The organism is Bradyrhizobium iriomotense, from assembly GCF_018130765.1.
Taxonomy (GTDB): Bacteria; Pseudomonadota; Alphaproteobacteria; order Rhizobiales; family Xanthobacteraceae; genus Bradyrhizobium; species Bradyrhizobium iriomotense_A.
In genome coordinates, this window is sequence record NZ_JAFCJZ010000019.1 from 1 (window position 1) to 21,099 (window position 21,099).

Sequence of the window (21,099 nt, forward strand, 5' to 3'; positions counted from 1 at the left end):
CACACAGACTTCCGATTCTGGAATCCCCTGTGGCCAACCCGAGTCAATCCGCCGCACTAGATACGTGCATGCCCTAGGGCGTTCGCCGGGACGACGGCGCTGATTGGAGTCACGCCTCAAATCGACCGCAGCACGTAACGCCGGTTATCCTTCTGCACCGGGCGCGCGTTCATCGGGTAGAGCTTTGCGAACGCGGCGACGTCGGCCGACAACACCTGGATCGGCGTGGTCAGCAGCAGCCATTCGACCACTTCCGAGCAGGGCGGTGTCGTCAGCGAGCCGGGATAGCGGTAGTAGCTGAGCTTCGTCGGCAGCAGGGCGAGCGGATCGATGCTCGCATCCGCCTTCACCGCGGGGCCTTCCGCCGTCGGCATGGTCTTGATGATTTTGCCAAAGGCCGGGTTCGGCTTGCCCTCGGTCATCAGCACGCCGACCACGGCGAGCCCGCCGGCATCGTTGCGATGGACGAAATGCGCCTCCATCGGAAAATTCTTGCCGCCGATCATGTGCTCGCTCGGTCGGTGGAAGTGCACCTGGAGCAGCTTGTATTTGACGTCGCCGAGCGTGAGCGTGCTGCCCTCGGCGAAGTTGAGCTGGATCGTGTGCCCGTTGTTGACGATGGTGTCGGCGCTCTTGCCCCAGTTCAGCTTCAGCGCGGGCAATTGCGATTTCACCGTCGTCTCGATGTCGATCGGCGACTGTTGCAGGCCGACCGCGCAGGCCTTGTTGGCTGCATCGAGCTCGCCCCATTTGCCCGGACCGCCGGCGCCTTCATAGCTCCAATGCGCGCCTTCGGCGGCGAAGGCCGGCTTGCACAACGGACAAAGCGCAAGACCCGCGAGTGCTTTCAATGCGTGACGGCGATTCATCATAGTCCCCCTCCGATGAATTTGATCGGCAATTTCGCGCGCAACCTAGGCGAGAGGGGCGGTGAGTCGCAATGGCGATCGCGCGCTCAATCTATTGGCTTGCCCACACGATCCTTGAGATCCACGCGACCTCACCCGTCGCCATCGTGTGCTCGGCCTGCGAGGCATCGAGCGGCTGCAATTCCAGCGCCTTTGCCGTGCGGCGCGTCAGGGTTGCGATCGTCACTTCCCCCGCTCTGGACTTCACCACGACGCGATCGCCCTTGCGGATCGGTGCGCCGGGCGAGACCAGGATGACGTCGCCGTCGCGATAAGCGGGCGCAAGCGCATCGCCGGCGATTTCCAGCGCAAACGTCTGGCTGTCCTCGGCGGCGGGAAGCGCGACTTCGCTCCAGTCCTTGCCCGATGGAAGGCCGGACTCGTCGAAGGCGCCGCTCGCGCCGGCCAGCGCCAGGCCGAGCAGCGGCACCGAACGGCCGTCGCCCGGCTCGTCGTCGATCAGCCTTGCAAAGGTGTCGATGGAGTCGCCGGTCGCCGCCAGCGCTTTCGCGATCGATTCGGTCGAGGGCCAGCGCTCGCGGCCGTCCGGGGTGACGCGCTTGGACCTGTTGAAGGTGGTGGGATCGAGCCCGGCGCGCTTGGCAAGGCCGGACGGCGACAGGCCGGCACGCGCCGCCAGCCGATCCAGCGCGACCCAGATCTGGTCGTGAGTCAGCATCCTCTGCGCTTTGGCCTGTCTGACCATGGAAGGTCCAGCCCGTCGCAACCCAGGAAAACTGTCCTCAAATCAACCGGTTTTCCGTTTTTTGCGCAAGGGGTGGCGCGAAAGCGGTTGTCGGGCGGAGGGAATACCCGTTCGTGGCAAGGAAAACGCGTCAAAACAGGAATCTGAAGTCCCGTTCCGATTTCATCGGGACGGAATAGGCTCTAAGTCTTGAGTTCGGAAGGAGCGGCCTTTACGGTCGCGCCCGGGGTTTCAGGGACCCCAAGAGACGAAAAAACCCAAGAGACTCAAAGAGCTGTCTCAAAGGGCAAACAGGGCTGCGTAAGCGGTGGTCAAGATCTACAAAATCTGTCCGGCCTCGGCCTGGCGCGAGGCGGAACGGCACGGCGTGTACCAGGGCAGCGCGGACGATTCGCGCGACGGCTTCATCCATTTCTCGACGGCCGCCCAGGTTCCCGAGACCTTGCGCAAGCACTTCGCCGGGCAGCGGGCGCTGTTCCTGGTCGAGGTCGACGGCGATGCGCTCGGCCGCGACCTGCGCTGGGAGCGCTCGCGCAATGACGAGCTGTTTCCGCACCTCTACGGGGAACTCGATCTCGGTGCGGTGATTTCGGTGATAAACCTCAACATGCGCTCCGACGGCGGCCACGATGTTCCGGAGCTTGCCCCGTGATCCGCGCTTTCGATGCTCTCTCGCTGCCCGTGCTGCGCTGGCTCGATCCGGAGGATGCGCATCGCCTCGCGATCCAGGGCCTGCGTTTCCTGCCGCCGGTCAAGCCGCGCCCTGACGATGCCAAGCTCGCGGTGCGCGCCTTCGGGCTCAACTTTCCCAATCCGATCGGCATGGCCGCCGGCTTCGACAAGAGCGCCGAGGTGCCGGATGCGCTGCTGCGGCTCGGTTTCGGCTTCGTCGAGATCGGCTCGGTGACGCCGAAGCCGCAAGGAGGCAATCCGCGCCCGCGGCTGTTCCGGCTCGAGCGCGACGAAGCCGTCATCAACCGCATGGGCTTCAACAATGACGGCGCGGAGGTCGTGCTGCGCCGTCTCGCCGCCCGCGCGCAGCATGGCGGCATCGTCGGCGTCAATGTCGGCGCCAACAAGGATTCGCCGGACCGTGTCGACGACTACGTCAAGCTGATCGAGACCTTTGCGCCGGTCGCGAGCTATTTTACGGTCAACGTCTCCTCGCCGAACACGCCGGGCCTGCGTAACTTGCAGGAAGGCGCGCTGCTCGACGATCTCCTCGCGCGGGTGATCGATGCGCGCGAGCGGGTGCGGCAGAAGGCTGGCGATACGCCGGTGCTGCTCAAGATCGCGCCTGACTTGAGCCTCGCCCAGCTCGACGACGTCGTGCAGGTCGCGCGTTCGCGCAAGGTCGACGGCATGATCGTGTCGAACACGACGATCGCGCGGCCGAGCACGCTGCGCGAGGAGATGCGCGCCAAGGAGCAGGGCGGCCTGTCCGGCCGGCCGCTGTTCCGCCTCTCGACGCGGATGGTCGCGGAGACCTATGTGCGCGTCGAGGGCGCGTTCCCCCTGGTCGGCGTCGGCGGCGTCGATTCCGGAGGGGCCGCACTGACGAAGATCCGCGCCGGTGCCAGCCTGATCCAGCTCTATTCGTCGCTGATCTACAAGGGGCTCGGCCTCGTCGACGAGATCAAACGCGACCTCACCTCGACATTGCTGCGCACGGGCCGGGATTCGTTGTCCGAAATCGTGGGCTCCGATGCGGCGACGCTGACCGCGGAAGACTGGCCGGGGATGTAGCTCAGGCTCGTGCCCCGGACGCAGCGCAGCGCTCCCGGCGATGCGAAGCATCGTCCGGTGCGGTGCGGTGCGCTGCAGAGCCGGGGCCCATCTAACCGTTTGTGCAAGCTCCTGGGCCCCGGCTCTGCGCAGCAGCGTTTCACGCTGCTGCGCGTCCGGGACACGAGAGCTATGGTTTCGAGAACGTCGCCCCGTACAGCGCCGGATACTTTGCGCCCTGCAATCCGCCGCGAGCCACATAGAACGCGATCAGCGCGCACCACAGCCCGGTGTTGCCGTACGACTGCAGCGCCAGCCAGACGCCGAAGAAGATCGCGAGCGAGACCAGCATCAGATTGCGCATCTCGCGCGCCCAGGTCGCGCCGACATAGATGCCGTCGAAGCCGAAGGCGAACACACCGGGGATGGGCGCGAGCACGATGAACGGCAGGAAGTCGCGCGCGGCGCGGCGGACGTCTTCGCTCGCCGTCATGAAATTGATGATGTCAGGTCCGAACAGCGCGAACAGCACCGCGACGACCAGCGCGAAGCCGAGCCCCCACAGCAGAACCAGCCGGGTCGAATCCGAAAAACCCCTGGCGTCGCGCGCGCCAAAGGTGCGGCCGCAGAGCTGTTGCGCCGCATTGGCGAGGCCGTCGAGGAAGAAGGCGCTGACCAGCAGGAAATTGTTGAGCACCGAGTTCGCGGCAAGCGTGACGTCGCCGGCCCGCGCGCCCTTGGCGGTGAAGAACAGGAACACGGCGATCAGCGCCGCGGTGCGGATCAGGATGTCGGTGTTGACCGCCAGCAGCCGCATCAGTTTGGCGCGATCGAACAGCGTTGCGCGGGGCACCTTGAAACCGCCGTCGGCGTGGCGTCGGCAGACGATCACGCCGAGCACGAAGCCTGCCGTCTCCGACACCAGCGCGGCAATCGCCGCGCCCGCGATGCCGGTGTCGTAGACCAGCACCAGAAAAATCGTCGCCGCCATGTTGATGAGGTTGATGACGACCTGCAGCAGCAGCGCCGGATTGGCGCGGGCCTGTCCCACCAGCCAGCCGAGGATGACGTAGTTGGCGAAGGCGAAGGGTGAGGACCAGATCCGGATCATGAAATAGGTCTTTGCCGCCCGCGTCACGCCTTCGCTGCCGCCCATCAGGTCGAACAACACGGCGGCGAGCGGCAATTGCAGCGCGATCAGCGCCGCGCCGATCAGGCCGGCGACGATGAAGCCGCGCACCAGGATCACGGTCTGCTCGCGCGTCTCGCCCGCGCCGAGCGCCTGCGCGGTGAAGGCGAGCGTGCTCATGCGCAGGAAGCCGAACAGCCAGAACAGGCAGTCGAAGATCACGGAGGCCATCGCGACGCCGCCGAGTAGCGCCGCATCGTCGAGCCGGCCGATCGCGGTGGTCGAGACCACGCCGATCAGGGGCGTCGTGAGGTTCGCGACCATTGCGGGACCGGCGATGGCGAACACCTGCCGGCTGCCGACACGGGGATGAACGGGGGCGTGCATCTTTCAGAACACCAGCACCATGCCGTCTTCGGCGGCAAGATGCGGCACGTCGTCCAGGCGCGACAGCATGTCGTCGCTCATATGGGTGAGGACGAGTCGCTTGGCACCGATGTCGGGCAGATGCTGTTCCAAGGTCTTCAGGCTGAGATGGTTCTTGACCACCTTCTCGTACATATAGGCTTCGGCGATGAAAAGGTCCGCGCCATGCGCCAGCGGAATGAGCGTCTCCGTCCATTCGGTATCGGCGCTGTAGGCGAGCGTGCGGCCCTCGGCCTCGACGCGGTAGGCGAGGAAGGGACCGCCGGAGTCGCCGTGCACGACCGGGTAGGGTGTCACGGTCACGGCGCCAAAGGATTGGCGTTGCTCGGGCGCGAGCTCGACAACGTTGAGCTCGAAGCGCTGTTTTGTCTTCGAGGAATGTTCGAACAGCGTCTCCATTGCCTGCGTCAGCCGCGTCTCGATGCCTCGCGGACCCGCGATCGTCAGCGGCCGCGTCCGCCGCGAGAATTGCGCGTCGAGCAGAACAAACGGCAGGCCGGCAAAATGGTCGCCGTGGAAGTGTGTGATGAGAATGAGGTCGATGTCGCTGCGATCGATCTCCAGTCGCTTCAGCGCCGGCAGGGCCGACGCACCGCAATCGATCAGGAAGTTGGTCTCGCGCCCCGAGACATGGAAGCAGGTGTTGAGCCTGCCGCCGGAGCCGAAGGCGTCACCGCAGCCGACGAAACGCAGTTGCATCGGCTGCGCAACTCCTTGAGGTCACCGGCCGCGCGGCGCGCCGAACACGCGCGAGAGCAGCCAGATCGGGATCACGATGACCGCGCCGAGCAGGAAGTACCGCCACAGCCAGTTGATGGTATCGAAGCCGAGATCCCACAGACGCTGGAACAACAGGCGGATGCTGTAGATGATGTTCCAGGGGTCGAATCCGATCGCGGCAAGCACGACGCCGACCAGGATCGAGAGCAGGACCAGGCGAAATGCGACCGCCAGCGGCGAGCCGCCGAGAAAGCGGTTCAGGCCGTCGCTGCGGCCGGCCGGCAAATCTCTGACGTCTTGGACCATCGCAAAACTCCTCGGGCGGATTCGACCCCATTATAGGGCACGGCGAGGCACATGGGGAACCCGCAACGGGGCGTCAATCGGGTTACGGGAGTTTAATTCGGGCGGGGCGCCGCGGGCTCCCTAACCTCTCCCGCTTGCGGGAGAGGTCGGCGCGTAGCGCCGGGTGAGGGTTCTCTCCTCTGGGGGAATCCCACTGCGGAGACACCCTCTCCCCACCCCTCTCCCGCAAGCGGGAGAGGGAGCGCACCGCCATCGCGGCTAGATCCACACCTCACACCTCACACCTCACATCTCAATCTCCGCCGGCTCCGCCTTCAACATCCTCTCCAGCGTCTCCAGCCGGTCCGCCTCCCGCGGCGGCTTGTCCCAGCGCAGGCGGCTGATGCGGGGAAAGCGCATGGCGACGCCGGACTTGTGCCGCGGCGAGCGCTGCAGGCCCTCGAAGGCGACCTCCAGCACCAGCCCCTTGTCGCCCTCGTGCACGACATGGCGGACGGGCCCGAATTTTTCCGTGGTATTGCGGCGAACGAAGCGGTCGATCTGCAGCAGTTCCTCGTCGGTGAAGCCGAAATAGGCTTTTCCAACCGGCACCAGCTCATCGCCATCAGCGCCTGCCGTCCAGACACCAAAGGTGTAGTCGGAATAATAAGACGAGCGCTTGCCGTGGCCGCGCTGCGCATACATCAGCACGGCGTCGATGATGTGCGGATCGCGCTTCCACTTCCACCATTGCCCCTTCGGCCGCCCCGGCAGATAGGGCGCATCGCGCCGCTTCAGCATCACGCCCTCGACAGCGTCCGCGTCTTCCCCGGCGCCGACACTCGCGGGATCGGCGCGCGCGGCGGTGAGCGCGTCCCAGCTTGCGAAGGGGACGGTGGGCGACAGATCGATGCGGGGATCGCTAAGCTTCCTGACGAATGTCTCCAGCCGTTCGCGCCGCTCCGCGAAGGGCAACTCGCGCAGATCATTCTCGTCATCACCGAGCAGATCGTACGCGCGCAAATGGATCGGAAACTCCTTGATCAGCTTTGGCGACACGACCTTGCGGTTGAGGCGCTGCTGCAGGACGTTGAAACTCTGCACGCGGCCGTCGCGCAGGATCAAGAGCTCGCCGTCGATCGCGCCCGGCAGGCGCAGCGATGGCACGAGATCGGGAAAGCTTCCTGTGATGTCCTCGCCGGTGCGCGAATAGAGCCGCGCGGTGATGTGCCCGCGGTCATCGCGGCCGGCGACTGCCTGCACGCGGATGCCGTCCCATTTCCATTCGGCGATATAGTCGGCGGGATCGAGCGCGGCGAAATCGCCGTCCTCGATCGCATGCGCCAGCATTACCGGCCGGAACGGCGCGGGATCGCGATTGACCGGCTTTTCGCCGCGGCCTTCCAGCCAGGCGAACAGGTCGAGATAGGGCGGAGCGATGCCCGGCCAAATCAGCTCGATCTCATGCGGGTCCTTGTCGCCGAGCGCAGCGGCCGCGGTTTTCGCCAGCCGCGCGGAAATGCCGATCCGCAGAGCGCCGGTGACGAGCTTCAGTAGCGCCCAGCGGCCGGTCTCGTCGAGCTCATCGAGCCAGCGTTCGAGCTGCTTGGGCAGCTCGGTCTTGCCGAGCATACGCAGCGTGGTGACGACCTCGGTGAGGGTGGGGGGCGGTGGGTTGTTATGGTTGCTTGGGTGGAGCGCATCGTTGGCATCTCGCCCGGAGTCCCCCCCTCCCTGACCCTCCCCCGCAAGGGGGGAGGGAACGGTGAGAGTGGTGCGTCCATCACGCGCTGAATCACCATCAGTCGTCGAGCCCGTGTGCAGCCCCGCGCGCAACTGCGCTCCCTCCCCCCTTGCGGGGGAGGGCGGGGGAGAGGGGTGGCCCAGGAAAGATTGGTTGTCGTCGACAACGCTCTTCGGCCACATCAGCGCGACCGTTTCCGAGAGATCGCCGACATAATCGTAGCTCAATCCGAACAGCACCTCATCGGTCCGCGACGCGATGAGATCGCGGATCAGCGCCGGCTTGGCGTGCTTGAAGCTGAGCGCGCCGGTGAGCGCGGCCAGCGCATAGCCGCGGTCGGGATCGCCGACCTCGCGGAAGTAGCCGGTGATCAGCCGCAGCTTGTTGTTGCGGCCGGGCTCGTAGGCGAGGCGGTCGAGCAGTTCGGCGAAGCGGTTCATGCCTCAGTCCCGTCGGCAATCGGCGTCTCGCTCTCCTCCTCGTCGCCATAGCCGACGAGGTCGAGCGGCTGCGCTTTCAGGCCTTTGCTCCGGCACCAATGCACCAGCGCTTCTTCCTGGCCGTGGGTGACCCAGATCTCGCCGGCGCCGGTCGCCGCGATGGTCGCGGTGAGGCCGTCCCAATCGGCATGATCGGAGATCACCAGCGGCAGCTCGACGCCGCGCTGCCGCGCCCGGGCGCGCACGCGCATCCAGCCCGAGGCAAATGCGGTGACGGGATCGGGAAAACGGCGAGTCCAGAGATCTGAGGTCGCCGACGGCGGCGCCAGCGTGATGGTGCCGGCAAGTGCCGCCTTCTTCACGCCCTTCACCGGCCGGAGCTCGCCGAGGTCAATGCCGCGGCTCTGATAGTATTCGGTGATCGTCTCCATGGCGCCATGGAGATAGATCGGCGCGCCGTAGCCGGTCTGCCGCAGCAGCGCGATCACGCGCTGCGCCTTGCCGAGCGAATAGGCGCCGACGAGATGCGCGCGTTCCGGAAACAGGGCGACCGAGGCCAGCAGCTTCTTTACCTCGTCGGCCGCATCGCCATGCCGGAACACCGGCAGGCCGAACGTCGCCTCGGTGATGAAGACGTCGCATGGCACCAGCTCGAACGGCGTGCAGGTCGGATCTAGCGCGTCCTTGTAGTCGCCGGAGGCGACGATGCAGGTGTCCTTGCAGGTCACCGCGATCTGCGCCGAGCCCAGCACATGACCGGCGGGGTGGAATTTGACACTGACGTCGCCGAGCCTGATCTCCTCGCCATAGCGGATGGCTTGCGTCGAGCCGGCAAAATTCTCACCATAGCGCAGCCGCATCATATCAAGCGTTTCCTGCGTCGCCAGCACCGCGCCATGGCCGGCGCGGGCATGGTCGGAATGGCCGTGGGTGATCACGGCGCGCTCCACCGGGCGGACAGGGTCGATATGGAAGCCGCCGGGCTTGCAGCACAGGCCGGCAGCAGCTGGCAGCAGGATGTCTTGCGGACGCATCGGGGTCATATAGGCAGCGGTGCCCCGATATTCACCTGTCATGCGCGGGCTTGACCCGCGCATCCATCGCCCTAAACAGTTCCTTTTTTGATGGATTGCCGGGTGCCCGGCAATGACGAGTGTTGGTTCCTCTATGCCGCTCCGCCTGTTCCTGACCTCCGGCGATCTCATGGCCGACCGCCGTTTCGAGTTCGCACGCGACCTCCAGCTCAAGGGCGACCTGCCCGCCGCTGCCGACCTGATCGAACAGGCGATCGAGCTCGCGCCCAACTTCACCTCGGCCTGGTTCACGCTCGGCGAGATCCGCCAGCAGCTCGGCGAGCGCGACAAGGCGATCGCGGCCTTCCGTGAAGCGCGGCGATCCGATCCGGAGGATCAGCACGGCGCCGGCCTGCACCTGATGCGGCTCGGCGACACTGAGATGACGGAGATGCCAAAAGCCTATGTGCAGGCGCTGTTCGACCAGTACGCGCCGCGCTTCGAGCATGCGCTGATCAACGATCTCGGCTATCGCGCCCCTAGCCTGATCTTCAAGGCGGTGCTGGCCGCGCGCGTCGCCGCCAAGAAGCCGGCCTTCTTCAAGCGCACCATCGATCTCGGTTGCGGCACCGGGCTCGCGGCCGCCGCCTTCGCAAAGCAGGTCGATCATTTCATCGGCATCGATCTGTCGCCCGGCATGATCAAGGAAGCGCGCGCGACGAACCTCTATGCCGAGCTCGAAGTCGCCGACATGATCGAGGGCCTGCGCACGAAGAGTGACGGATGCGCAAACCTCGTCGTCGCGGCGGATGCGTTCGTCTATCTCTCCGATCTCGCGCCGGTGCTGACCGAAGCCAGGCGCGTGCTCGTATCAGGCGGCGTGCTCGCTTTCACGCTGGAGACGCATGCGGGCGATGGCATCGTGCTCGGCGAAGGCCTGCGCTATGCCCACTCCGCGGAATATGTGCGCGGTGCCATCGCGAAAGCCGGGCTCAAGCTTCTCACGCTCGAGCCGGCCTCGCCGCGCAACGAGAACAACGAGCCGGTGCGCGGCCTCGTCGTCGTCGCCGAGAAAACTTGAGTCTAGGCGCTAGCTCACTGCAATCTGGGCGTCATTGCGTCGCAAAGCGACAAACTTCCTACTTGCGGCGCGTGCTGCGAAGCCAGCACAATGCGCGCACTAGGGAGAAACAAATAATGACGAAGAATCCATCGCGGCGCGATTTCAGCGCCGCCGCGCTTGCCACCATCGCCGCATCGACATTGCCCGCGCCTTACGTCTGGGCCGCCGAGAAGAAATACGATGCCGGCGCCAGCGATACCGAGATCAAGATCGGCCAGACCGTGCCGCATTCCGGTCCCGGCTCGCTCTACGGCGTGCTCGGGCGCGTCGGCGAAGCCTATTTCCAGATGCTGAACGAGAAGGGCGGCATCAACGGACGCAAGGTCAAGTTCCTGACCATGGACGACGCCTACAGCGCACCGAAATGCGTCGAGGCGACGCGGCGCCTCGTCGAGCAGGAGGAGGTGCTCGCGCTGTACGGCTCGCTCGGCACCGCGCCGCAGACCGCCGTGCACAAATACCTGAATTCCAAGGGCGTGCCGCAGCTGCTGCTCAACACCGGCGCGTCGAAGTGGAACAACCCGAAAGAGTTCAAATGGACGATGGCGGGCCTGCCGCTCTATCCGACCGAGGCGCGCATCCTGGCGCGGCACGTCGTTGCCGTGAAGCCGAACGCGAAGATCGGCATCCTCTACCAGAACGACGATTTCGGCCGCGACTTCCTCGGTCCCTTCAAGAAGGTGCTGGCGGATGCCGGCGGCACCGCGCAGGTGATCATGGAGCAGACCTATGATCTCACCGAGCCGACCGTCGATTCCCAGCTCATCAATCTCTCCAAGTCCGGCGCCGACGTCTTCTACAACATCTCGACCGGCAAGGCGTCGTCGCAGTCGATCCGCAAAGTCGCCGAGCTCGGCTGGAAGCCGCTGCAACTTCTGTCCGCGGGCTCGACCGGCCGCTCGATCCTCAACGCCGCCGGCCTCGAGAACGCCGCCGGCATCGTCGCCATCCGCTACAACAAGGAGGTCGGCCTGCCCAAATGGGAGAAGGATCCGGACGTGATGGCGTTCGAGGAGCTGCGCAAGAAGTACACGCCGGCGATCGACCCCGACAACACCATCGCCTTCGCCGGCTACGGCCAGGCGGTGACCATGGGCGAGATCCTGCGCCGCTGCGGCGACGACCTCACCCGCGCCAACGTCTTGAAGCAGGCCTCGACGCTCGCCGGATTCCACTCGCCCTACTTCCTCGACGGCGTCACCTACAGCTACACGCCCGAGGACTACACGCCGATGAAGACGCTGTTCATCTCCACCTTCACCGGCAAGGACTGGGACATCTCCGACAAGCCGATGTCGGAGTAGGGTGGACTTTCTTCCTTCTCCCCTTGTGGGAGAAGGTGGCGCGAAGCGCCGGATGAGGGGTTGGTTCAGCGAGTTCAAATGCAAGAGGCTCGCCCGTGGAGAGAGACCCCTCACCCGTCTCGCCGCTACGCGGCGATCCACCCTCTCCCACAAGGGGAGAGGGAAGAGCGGCGTCCCGCCAATCGCGTAAGCACCCCCCTCGACGAACCCACCGGCACGGCTTACCTGTGATGCCGTGCCGCCCCGCATCCTCAAAATCCCGGCCGAGCCGGCCACGCTGCTGCCCGACCGCTTCAACGCGTGGTTCGCGGCCCGCGGCTGGTCGCCGCGTGAGCATCAGCTGGCTCTGCTCGAGAAGGCGCGCGAGGACGTTAGCGCGCTCTTGATCGCGCCGACCGGCGCCGGCAAGACGCTGGCGGGGTTTTTGCCGACGCTGGTGGAGTTGAGTTCTGCGTCCACGGCTTCGACGAAATCGGTGGTCTCCACCGGCCGTTCCGTGCAGCGCAGCGCCGGCCTCCACACCCTCTACATCTCGCCGCTGAAGGCGCTCGCCGTCGACATCGCCCGCAACCTCGAGCGTCCCATTGCCGAGATGGGTCTCCCGATCAAGGTCGAGACCCGCACCGGCGACACGCCGGTGTCGCGGCGGCAGCGCCAGCGGCGCTATCCGCCCGACATCCTGCTGACGACGCCGGAGCAGCTCGCGCTGCTGCTGTCCTCCGACGATGCGCCGTTCCTGTTTTCCTCGCTCAAGCGCATCGTGCTCGACGAGCTGCACGCGCTGGTGACGTCCAAGCGCGGCGATCTGCTCTCGCTCGGCCTTGCACGGTTGTGGCGGCTGGCGCCCGAGGTGCGCGCGATCGGTCTGTCGGCGACCGTGGCCGAGCCGGATCAACTGGCGCGCGTCCTGGTGCCGCAGCCCGGCGGCAAGGAGGCGGCCGCCGACATCGTCATCGCCGGCGGCGCCGCACCGCCGCTGGTCGAGATGCTCGACACGCGTGAGCGCCTGCCCTGGGCCGGCCACAGCGCACGTCACGCGCTCGCCGAAGTCTACGACCTGATCAAGCAGAACAAGACCACGCTGGTCTTCGTCAACACCCGCAGCCAGGCCGAGATGCTGTTCCAGGATCTCTGGCGCATGAACGACGACGGCCTTGCCATCGCTCTGCATCACGGCTCGCTCGACGTCGCGCAGCGCCGCAAGGTCGAGGACGCGATGTCGGCGGGAAGACTGCGCGGCGTGGTCTGCACCTCCTCGCTCGATCTCGGCGTCGACTGGGGCGACGTCGATCTGGTCGTCAATATCGGCGCGCCCAAGGGCTCCTCGCGCCTGATGCAGCGCATCGGCCGCGCCAACCACCGTCTCGATGAAGCCTCGCGCGCGGTGCTGGTGCCGGCCAACCGCTTCGAGGTGCTGGAATGCCGGGCCGCGATCGATGCCATCGCTGAGAATGCGCAGGATACGCCGCCGCTGCGCACCGGCGCGCTCGATGTGCTGGCCCAGCACGTGCTCGGCCGCGCCTGCGGCGAGCCGTTCTTCAGTGACGACCTCTACGCGGAAGTGCGCACCGCCGCGCCTTACGCGGGTCTCGCGCGGCAGGACTTCGATGACGTCGTCGATTTCGTCGCCACCGGTGGCTACGCGCTGAAGACCTATGAGCGCTTTGCCCGCATCAAGCAGGACAAGCAGGGGCGCTGGCGCGTCGCCAATCCAAAAGTGCGGCAGAGCTATCGCCTCAATGTCGGCACCATCGTCGAGGAGCCGATGCTGAAGGTGCGGCTGGTGCGCGGCCGTTCCACCGGAAGCGGATCGACCGGCGCCATCGCGCGTGGCGGCCGCGTGCTCGGGGAGATCGAGGAATATTTCATCGAGGGCCTGACCGCCGGCGACACGTTTGTCTTCGGCGGCGAGGTCGTGCGCTACGAAGCTTTGGCAGAAGACCAGGTCTATGTCTCGCGCGCCAACGACAAGGATCCGAAGGTGCCGTCCTACATGGGCGGAAAATTTCCGCTCTCGACTTATCTGGCCGAGCGCGTGCGCCGCCTGCTCGATAACAGCCGCGCCTGGAACGGTTTGCCCGAACAGGTGCGCGACTGGCTCTCGCTGCAGAAGGACGTCAGCAGCGTGCCCGGCGTGCGCGAGCTCTTGGTCGAGACTTTTCCACGCGGCAGCAAGCATTACCTCATCTGCTATCCCTTCGAGGGACGTCTCGCGCACCAGACGCTCGGCATGCTCTTGACGCGTCGTCTGGAGCGGATGCGCGCCCGGCCGCTCGGCTTCGTCGCCAATGAATATGCGGTGGCGATCTGGGGCCTCGGCGATGCCTCCTTCATGATCCGCAACGGCGAGCTCGATCTCGACGCGCTGTTCAATCCTGACATGCTCGGCGACGATCTGGAGGCGTGGCTCGCCGAATCCGCGCTGATGAAACGCACCTTCCGCAATTGCGCGCTGATCTCCGGCCTGATCGAGCGCCGCTTCACCAGCGAGGACAAGAGCCGCCGCCAGGTGCTGTTCTCGACCGATCTCGTCTACGATGTCCTGCACAAGCATCAGGGCGATCACGTCCTGCTGCGCGCCGCGCGCGCCGATGCCGCCACCGGCCTACTCGATCTGCGCCGCCTCGGCGGCATGCTCGCCCGCATCCAGGGCCGCATCACGCACCGGGAACTCGACCACGTCTCCCCGCTCGCGGTGCCCGTGATGCTGGAAATCGGCCGCGAGTCAGTCTATGGCGAAGCTGCAGACGAGCTGTTGGCGGAAGCTGCCGACGAGCTGGTCAAAGAGGCGATGGGATAGCAGCAGGTTTCGACGTGACGGCAGGCGCGCTGGTTTCAGGGGATGGCGAGGACATGCGCGTTTCCAGGGTCACCATCAGCGATGTGACCTTCGCGGCCGATCTCTCCGGCGCGCTGTTCTGGGAAGAGCAGCGCCTGCTCGTCGTCTCCGACCTGCATCTGGAAAAAGGCTCGAGCTTCGCCACGCGCGGCGTGCTGCTGCCGCCCTACGATACCGTCGCGACACTTGGCCGGCTCGCTGCTGTCATCTCCCGCCATGACCCGCGAACCGTCATCGCGCTCGGCGACAGCTTTCACGACCGCACCGCGCATGAGCGCCTGTCGCCCGAGGACCGCGACGCCGTCGCTGCGCTGCAGACCGGCCGCGACTGGATCTGGATCTCGGGCAATCACGATCCGATGCTGCCGCGCGATCTCGGCGGCGCCATTGCCGACGAAATCGCGATCGGCCCGATCACCTTCCGCCACGAGCCGACCGGGGCGCATGGCGAGATCGCCGGCCATCTGCATCCGAAGGCCCGCATCTCCGCGCGCGGCCGCTCGATGGAGCGCCGCTGCTTCGCCAGTGACGGCATGCGCGCCGTGATGCCCGCCTTCGGCGCCTATGCCGGCGGCCTCAGCATCCGCGACGCCGCGTTCGCAAGGATCTTCCCGCAGAACGGCTTTGTCGCCCATCTGCTCGGCGACCGCCGCGTGCACGCCATTGCAGCGTCGCGGTGTTATTGAAGCGGGCGCGCTGCGCGCCACGCGCACAACTGCGCTCCCTTCCCCCTTGCGGGGGAGGGCGGGGGAGAGGGGTAGCCGAGGAAACGGTCCATCCATCTGCGTTCGTGCAGCACGCGCGAACCGAGAGAGTCCCCGTGTGGTACCCCTCTCCCTAGCCCTCCCCCGCAAGGGGGAGGGAACGCACCGATATCGCGGCGGCAGATCGCGATCGCATCCCGTCACGCCGCCTTCGCCTGCACGTTCTCGCAGAACTCCGCCAGCCGGTCCGCGAGCCGCAGCGTTGCGGGGCTCGCGTGGGGCGAGGCCATCAGCGCCACCTCGGTCTTGTTGATCGGGGCGAAGCCGTCCTTCGCGGTCAGCACGCGGTGGTCGGACTGGATCGACATCTCGGACAGGATGCTCAAGCCCATGCCGGCGGCGACCGCGGCCTGGATGCCGGCGAGGCTCGACGACGAATAGGCCATGTGCCAGGCGCGTCCGGCGCTTTCCAGCGCGTGGATGGCGCCGGCGCGATAGAGGCAGCCGGTCGGAAAGCCGATCAGCGGCACCGATGGCGCGTCGACGTCGATCGGGTGGCTCTTGCTGGTGACCCAGTGCACCCGCTCCGGCCACACCGCGATGGCGCCCTTCTCGCCGGCCGCGCGCTTGTAGAGCGCGAGATCGAGCTCGCCGCGTTCGAGATCGCGGGCGAGGTTCTTGCTCTGGTCGGCGCGCACGTCGAGGCGCAGGCCCGGGTGCGAACGCGAGAACGTCCCCAGCAGTTTCGCCAGCCGGTAGGCCGCGAAATCCTCGGGAATGCCGAGCCGGATCGCGCCTTCGCTATCGGGCTGGCGCAGCACGTCGCGCGCTTCTTCCGCAAGCGACAGCAGCCGCCGCGCATAGGACAGCAGCCGCTCGCCGGCCTCGGTGGGACGCACGTCCTTGCCGTCGCGATGCAGCAGCACCTGGCCGACATCCTCCTCCAGCCGCTTGATCTGCTGGCTCACGGTCGATTGCGTGCGGTGGACGCGCTCGCCGGCGCGGGTGAAGCCGCCGGCCTCGACCACCGAGACGAAGCTGCGCAGAAGCTCGAGATCGAGCATCGCTGCCTCCATTCGAAAACCAACTGATCGGAAGTTAATCATTTAATTTCCAAATGACAAGCGGCGTCCCTAGATCGAGGGCCAGAAGAAAAAACATCCGAGAATGCCATGTCCCTCGCCACCTCGCTTCCCGCACCCCGCAGCCGCTTCAACACGCTGCCGCTCGCCATCGGCCTGTTCTGCCTGCTCTGGAGCTATGCCTTCGTCGCCGGCAAGATCGGCGTCACCCATTGTCCGCCGCTGATCCTGCTCGCCGCGCGCTTCTCGTTCGCCGGCATTTTGATCCTGGGTGCGACGTTGATCCGCGGCGAGGCCTGGTCGCTGTCCTGGCGCGATGTCGCGATCTTCGCCGTGCTCGGCATCGCCAACAACGCGCTCTATCTCGGGCTCGGCTACACCGGCCTGCAATCGGTCTCCGCCGGCCTTGGCGGCTTGATCGTCTCGGCCAATCCGGTGTTCACGGCGGCGCTCGCCACGCTGCTGCTGGGCGAAGGCATGACCTGGCGAAAGGCGGCCGGCCTTCTGCTCGGCATCATCGGGGTGACGGCGATCGTCTGGCATCGCCTCTCGGTCGGCACCGACTCTGCTCACGGCATCGTCTTCACGCTGGCTTCGCTGGCCTCGATCGTCGCCGGCACCATTTTGTTCAAGCTGCTGGCGCCGAAGGGATCCCTGTGGATCGGCAATGGCGTGCAGAACCTGGCTGCCGGCTTCGTGCTGACGCCGGTCGCGCTGACCTTCGCCGATGTCCACGCGATCGACTATACGCCCAGCCTGATCGGGGCTTTCGCCTTCCTCGTGCTCGGCGGCTCGATCCTCGCCTACTGGCTCTGGTTTCATCTCTTGAAAGTCTGCGGCGCCACCGCCGCCAGCGCCTATCACTTCTTGATGCCGCCGCTCGGCATGCTGTTCGCGTATATCGTGCTCGGCGAGCATGTCGAGGCGCGCGATTTGCTCGGCATCATCCCGGTCGCGCTCGGCATTTATCTGGTGACGCGACCGGCGAAGGCGGGGTCGTGAGACTGTCATTCCGGGGCGACGCGAAGCGTCGAGCCCGGAATCCATCACGCCACCAACTCCGCTGATCGATGGATTCCGGGTTCGCGCGCCGCGCGCCCCGGAATGACAACCTCCTCAATCCTTCCGGAACACGATCGATGCCATCCACCCCGTCATCAGCGCCATCGCCACCGTGGCGAGCCCGTAGACGAGCCCGTTCTGCCGCGCGGTGGTGGCGACGAACTGCTCGAAGCCGACCTTGACGATCTCGAAGGCGGTCTCGGTCTTGGTGACCAGCGCGCCGTTGGCGAACAGCTTGATCTCGACCTCATAGGTGCCGATCGGCACCTCCGCCGGCAGCGGAATGCCGGTGCGGAACAGTGTCGGCGTCAGGAATGTCACCGCGCTCGGGTCTTCGCGATAGAGCCCGCGCTGGGTGCGCAGGCGGATGAAGGCCGAGCGGAACGCATCGTTCGGCACCACGTCGGCAAAGTCGCCGCTGACCCGCTGGGTCAGCAGCACGTTGTTGAGGCCGATCTGCTGGCGCCGCGCGATCTCGGGCGAGGTGATGGCGTCGAAGGGACGGTTGGCGAACAGCGCCAGATAGCTCGGCACCTGCAGGAACTGCCGGTAGTCGGTGTTGATCCAGATGCCGAAGGTGCGTTCTTTCCGCCGCGTCACCATGTCGGCGCGCGGGCCCATCACGGTGACCACGAGATCGTAGGCGGTGCGGTCGGCGGGCGTCGTCGCGTCCTTCTCCACCGAGCCGAACAGCACCAGCTCCTCGCCGGAATAATTCGGCGTCACCGTGACGCGATGGTTGGAGACCGACACGATCAGCCGCTCGGCGCGCGCGACTGATCCGAGCAGCAGGACGACAAGGAGGGCGAGGAGGACGCGCATCAGCTGCTCACCCCTAACTCACGGATGGTGAAGAGATCATCGGGCCGGATCACCAGCTCGACCGCGAAGCGGACGCCGACCGAGAGGATGAGCAGGCCCAGCAGCAGCCGCAGCTGCTCGCCGCGGATCTTCTGGCCGGCACGTGCCCCGAACTGCGCCCCGGTGACGCCGCCGACCATCAGGATCAGCGCCAGCACGGCATCGACCAGGTGATTTGTCGCCGCGTGCAGCATGGTCGCGACCAGCATGGTGACGAGGGTGAGGACCATCGACGTCCCGATCACGGTCGAGGTTGGCACCCTGAGCAGATAGATCATGATCGGCACCAGGATGAAGCCGCCGCCGATGCCCATGATGGCGCCGATGAAGCCGATCAAGGTGCCGACGATGAGCACAGGGATGACCGAGAGATAAATCTTCGAGCGCTTGAACCGCATCTTCAGCGGCAGACCGTGGATCCAGTTGTGCTGGCGCCGCGGCGGCACCGCGCCGCGCCGGGTCCGCATCAGGGCGCGCAGGCCTTCCAGAAACATCAGGCTGCCGACGGTGGTGAGCAGCACCACGTAAGAGAGCGCGATCATCAGATCGAGCTGCCCAAGCGCGCGAAGCTGCGTGAAGGTCCAAACGCCGAGCGCCGTCCCGGTCACGCCGCCGGATAAAAGGACGCTCGCCAGGGCCGGGTCGATCGCACGCCGCCGCCAATAAGTCAGGGCGCCGGAAAAGGAGGAGGCCGCGATGTGGCTCGCCACGGAAGCGACCGCGACCGCCGGGGTGATGCCGATGAAGATCAGGAGTGGCGTCATCAGGAATCCGCCGCCGATCCCGAACATGCCGGAGACGAAGCCGACCGCCGCGCCCATCGCCAGCACCAGGAAGACGTTGACCGGAAGATCGGCGATCGGGAGGTAGAGCTGCATTGAGCCTGGTCCGGCGGACGATCGAAGACTGCGGAATGCTCGCGCAGGACGAGCGATTGCCGCGTTCCTCACATAGCCGAAAACGCCGCGCCGCGGGACAACGAATTGAACACGGCGCGGCGTTTTTCGCAACAAACCTGTGCCCTGAGCCGAATTCAAGGCACTGCATCTGCGGCTTCTTTTGCCTGGAAATAGCCCAGCCCGGTTGCGGCTCGAGCGAACGGCGTGCCTCCATACACACCTGAACAGCGATGCGGGCGGCGAAGGTCGCGCTAATCGCAGCCAGTGATGCGCTGGACCGCCTTTGTGTACTTCAGATGAAGCGAGCTGTTTGCCGTGTCCGAAGCGGCATTACGACCCAGCATGCGATCCGAGTCCAGGCATGTTTGGAGGTCTTGCTGGATGCGCGAGCACGACCCCAAGGCGTTCTTCTCGGCCTCTTCCTTCGACATTCCAAATCCAACAAACGTCTGTACACGACCGGCCTCGGTGTCGACCGCCGATACAAGAGTGATTTCCGAAATGTAGTAAGACGAGCACGAGGCGGCGAGAGCCTCGGTGGACGTACCCGGCATTCCCAGCGAGAGGACGACCAGCGCGGCCGCCTGCATGTTGGTTCTCTGGTTTGGACAACGATCGTCTTGCCTGCGCGACCAGTTGAGAATGCCCATCTTTGTGCTCCTTTGTGGCACCCGAACTGGCGATTGCCGCCATCGAAAGGGTCCGAAGCGTTGATGCAGATCAATAGCCGAGCATCGTCAGCCCGCGACGATAACCGAGGTAAAGGGACGTGAACGCAGCCTGATCCACATCGTCCTGACGAAAAGGCCGGGTGACAAGATGAACGGGAATGTCGTCGCTCTTCTCAACCCCATCAAAACGATCAGGGCGCACAAGATCCTGAGTGTCGCGTTTTTGGCTCTCGCGCTGACGTTGATAGCGGTCGTCAACTCATTTCGATTTTCACCAGATCCGAGCGGAGATGCAAGTTTCATCAACCGCGCCCAGCAGAAGTCCGTACCGGGAATCAAGGTGAGTGCGAGCGCACTCGGAGCGGATGAGAGCGAAAGGAGTTTTGGCGAAAATCTGGCCGGCTACAACATTCAACCCGTCTGGCTGTCGATCGAGAACGAGACCGATGAGGCATTGGCGCTTCTCCCGGTCGCCATGGATCCCGATTATTATTCTGCCTATGAGGTCTCCTACAGATTCCACGGCGCTCTGTCATGGTTCGCCAACCGCGCCCGTGAAGAATTCTTTCTCAAGCGCCAGATGCCGAGCGACCTTGCGCCGCACAGCAAGACGACGGGCTTCGTCTACGGGGTTCTGGATGCCGGCATCAAATATGCGCACATCATGATCGTCGGGAAGAACCGCGTGGAGAGTTTCGACCTTGCGCTGTTGGTTCCAGGGCCGCCGTTTGTCGGCACCAATATTCGGGCCGAGAAAGTCTATCCCGGCACGAAGATCGAGGAACTCGATCTTTCGTCATTACGGGAGAGATTTGCAAACTTCGCCTGCTGTACTAAAGGGCCTGAGGGGAAACGTGATGGTGATCCGCTCAATCTCGTCATCATCGAAAGCAAGCAAGACCCCATCGTCCCTCTTATTGCCCGCGGATGGCACCTTGCCAGACAGCTCGATTTTGCAAGCGCGATCGAGACCGCGCGCGCATTCTTGCTTCGAGATCCGTATCAGACGTCGCCTGTGAGCCCGCTTTACGTGTTCGGCCGCAGGGAAGACGTCGTCGTTCAGAAAGCCCGGTCCACCATCAATGAGCGCATTCACGCCCGATTTTGGCTGACGCCGTACACCTTCGATAATCGAAGGGTATGGGTCGGCCATGTGAGCCGGGATATTGGTGTCCGCCTGACCGATCAGACATGGAATTTGACCACGCACAAGATTGCGCCCGACGTCGATTTCGATCGGGCCTATTTTCTTCAGGATCTCATCATGTCCGGATTCACCGAGCGATTCGGTTACGTCAATGGCGTCGGAGCCGCACCACCATCCGCGCCGCGTGCAAATCTGACAGGCGACCCCTATTACACCGATGGATTGCGCGCGGTCATATTCCTGTCGAATCAAATAGCGCCGCTCGGCAAGATCGACAGGCTTGCCTGGGACACGCCGCCGTAGTGCGAGGG

Annotated in this window: 19 protein-coding genes; 8 read left to right on the top strand and 11 right to left on the bottom strand. The window is 65.3% G+C overall.

What is annotated here, in order from left to right; all coding sequences use genetic code 11:
- Nucleotides 1-116: 116 nt before the first annotated feature.
- Complete coding sequence (locus JQ635_RS27715) at nt 117-869, bottom strand: carbonic anhydrase (protein ID WP_211413092.1); 753 nt, start codon at nt 867-869, stop codon at nt 117-119.
- Between the two features lie 91 nt (nt 870-960).
- Nucleotides 961-1,614 (bottom strand): S24 family peptidase, encoded by a 654-nt coding sequence (locus JQ635_RS27720; protein ID WP_211412954.1) that lies wholly within the window; start codon nt 1,612-1,614, stop codon nt 961-963.
- Between the two features lie 307 nt (nt 1,615-1,921).
- Here JQ635_RS27720 and JQ635_RS27725 point away from each other — a divergent pair, with 307 nt between their 5' ends.
- Together JQ635_RS27725 and JQ635_RS27730 are read left to right on the top strand one after the other, a co-directional pair.
- Nucleotides 1,922-2,266: a DUF952 domain-containing protein gene (locus JQ635_RS27725; RefSeq protein WP_211412955.1), complete on the top strand. Its 345-nt coding sequence runs from the start codon at nt 1,922-1,924 to the stop codon at nt 2,264-2,266.
- Nucleotides 2,263-3,360, top strand: coding sequence for a quinone-dependent dihydroorotate dehydrogenase (locus tag JQ635_RS27730; RefSeq protein ID WP_211412956.1), 1,098 nt, complete (start codon nt 2,263-2,265; stop codon nt 3,358-3,360). Before JQ635_RS27725 ends, JQ635_RS27730 begins: the two co-directional genes overlap by 4 nt.
- 169 nt (nt 3,361-3,529) lie before the next feature.
- Here JQ635_RS27730 and JQ635_RS27735 read toward each other — a convergent pair whose 3' ends face one another.
- The 5 genes from JQ635_RS27735 to JQ635_RS27755 all read right to left on the bottom strand — a co-directional run bounded on the left by JQ635_RS27735 (nt 3,530) and on the right by JQ635_RS27755 (nt 9,117).
- Nucleotides 3,530-4,855 carry an MATE family efflux transporter gene (locus JQ635_RS27735; RefSeq protein ID WP_211412957.1) on the bottom strand — a complete coding sequence of 442 codons (1,326 nt, stop codon included), beginning with the start codon at nt 4,853-4,855 and terminating at the stop codon, nt 3,530-3,532.
- A 3-nt stretch (nt 4,856-4,858) separates the two neighbouring features.
- On the bottom strand, nt 4,859-5,593 hold the full coding sequence (locus JQ635_RS27740; protein WP_211412958.1) for an MBL fold metallo-hydrolase: 735 nt from the start codon (nt 5,591-5,593) through the stop codon (nt 4,859-4,861).
- A 21-nt stretch (nt 5,594-5,614) separates the two neighbouring features.
- Nucleotides 5,615-5,920: a DUF6460 domain-containing protein gene (locus tag JQ635_RS27745; protein ID WP_018644944.1), complete on the bottom strand. Its 306-nt coding sequence runs from the start codon at nt 5,918-5,920 to the stop codon at nt 5,615-5,617.
- 285 nt (nt 5,921-6,205) lie between these two features.
- The gene (locus JQ635_RS27750) at nt 6,206-8,083 is read right to left on the bottom strand and encodes an ATP-dependent DNA ligase (RefSeq protein WP_211412959.1); all 1,878 of its coding nucleotides are present in this window, start codon (nt 8,081-8,083) and stop codon (nt 6,206-6,208) included.
- A complete protein-coding gene (locus tag JQ635_RS27755) occupies nt 8,080-9,117 on the bottom strand; it encodes a ligase-associated DNA damage response exonuclease (protein ID WP_211413093.1) in 1,038 nt (345 codons plus the stop codon). The genes JQ635_RS27750 and JQ635_RS27755 overlap by 4 nt, the downstream gene beginning before the upstream one ends.
- 133 nt (nt 9,118-9,250) lie before the next feature.
- Between JQ635_RS27755 and JQ635_RS27760 the strand changes: the two genes are divergently transcribed.
- The 4 genes from JQ635_RS27760 (at nt 9,251) to pdeM (ending at nt 15,048) form a co-directional block, all read left to right on the top strand.
- A complete protein-coding gene (locus JQ635_RS27760) occupies nt 9,251-10,177 on the top strand; it encodes a class I SAM-dependent DNA methyltransferase (protein ID WP_211412960.1) in 927 nt (308 codons plus the stop codon).
- Nucleotides 10,178-10,293: 116 nt separating this feature from the next.
- A complete protein-coding gene (locus JQ635_RS27765) occupies nt 10,294-11,523 on the top strand; it encodes an ABC transporter substrate-binding protein (RefSeq protein ID WP_211412961.1) in 1,230 nt (409 codons plus the stop codon).
- Nucleotides 11,524-11,758: 235 nt separating this feature from the next.
- On the top strand, nt 11,759-14,323 hold the full coding sequence (locus tag JQ635_RS27770) for a ligase-associated DNA damage response DEXH box helicase (protein WP_211412962.1): 2,565 nt from the start codon (nt 11,759-11,761) through the stop codon (nt 14,321-14,323).
- A 53-nt stretch (nt 14,324-14,376) separates the two neighbouring features.
- Nucleotides 14,377-15,048, top strand: a complete 672-nt coding sequence (pdeM, locus tag JQ635_RS27775) for a ligase-associated DNA damage response endonuclease PdeM (protein WP_211412963.1) — start codon at nt 14,377-14,379, stop codon at nt 15,046-15,048.
- Between the two features lie 218 nt (nt 15,049-15,266).
- On the opposite strand, the gene JQ635_RS27780 is transcribed toward pdeM, so the two are convergent.
- Nucleotides 15,267-16,130: a LysR family transcriptional regulator gene (locus tag JQ635_RS27780; RefSeq protein ID WP_211412964.1), complete on the bottom strand. Its 864-nt coding sequence runs from the start codon at nt 16,128-16,130 to the stop codon at nt 15,267-15,269.
- A 108-nt stretch (nt 16,131-16,238) separates the two neighbouring features.
- Here JQ635_RS27780 and JQ635_RS27785 point away from each other — a divergent pair, with 108 nt between their 5' ends.
- Complete coding sequence (locus JQ635_RS27785) at nt 16,239-17,150, top strand: DMT family transporter (RefSeq protein ID WP_211412965.1); 912 nt, start codon at nt 16,239-16,241, stop codon at nt 17,148-17,150.
- A 114-nt stretch (nt 17,151-17,264) separates the two neighbouring features.
- Here JQ635_RS27785 and JQ635_RS27790 read toward each other — a convergent pair whose 3' ends face one another.
- The 3 genes from JQ635_RS27790 to JQ635_RS27800 form a co-directional block, all read right to left on the bottom strand.
- On the bottom strand, nt 17,265-18,032 hold the full coding sequence (locus JQ635_RS27790; RefSeq protein ID WP_211412966.1) for a TIGR02186 family protein: 768 nt from the start codon (nt 18,030-18,032) through the stop codon (nt 17,265-17,267).
- On the bottom strand, nt 18,032-18,949 hold the full coding sequence (locus tag JQ635_RS27795) for a sulfite exporter TauE/SafE family protein (protein ID WP_211412967.1): 918 nt from the start codon (nt 18,947-18,949) through the stop codon (nt 18,032-18,034). The genes JQ635_RS27790 and JQ635_RS27795 overlap by 1 nt, the downstream gene beginning before the upstream one ends.
- A 272-nt stretch (nt 18,950-19,221) precedes the next feature.
- On the bottom strand, nt 19,222-19,620 hold the full coding sequence (locus JQ635_RS27800) for a hypothetical protein (protein ID WP_211412968.1): 399 nt from the start codon (nt 19,618-19,620) through the stop codon (nt 19,222-19,224).
- Nucleotides 19,621-19,789: 169 nt separating this feature from the next.
- Here JQ635_RS27800 and JQ635_RS27805 point away from each other — a divergent pair, with 169 nt between their 5' ends.
- Entirely contained in the window at nt 19,790-21,091 is a 1,302-nt protein-coding gene (locus JQ635_RS27805; protein WP_211412969.1) for an LssY C-terminal domain-containing protein, read from the top strand.
- The last annotated feature ends 8 nt before the right edge of the window (nt 21,092-21,099 follow it).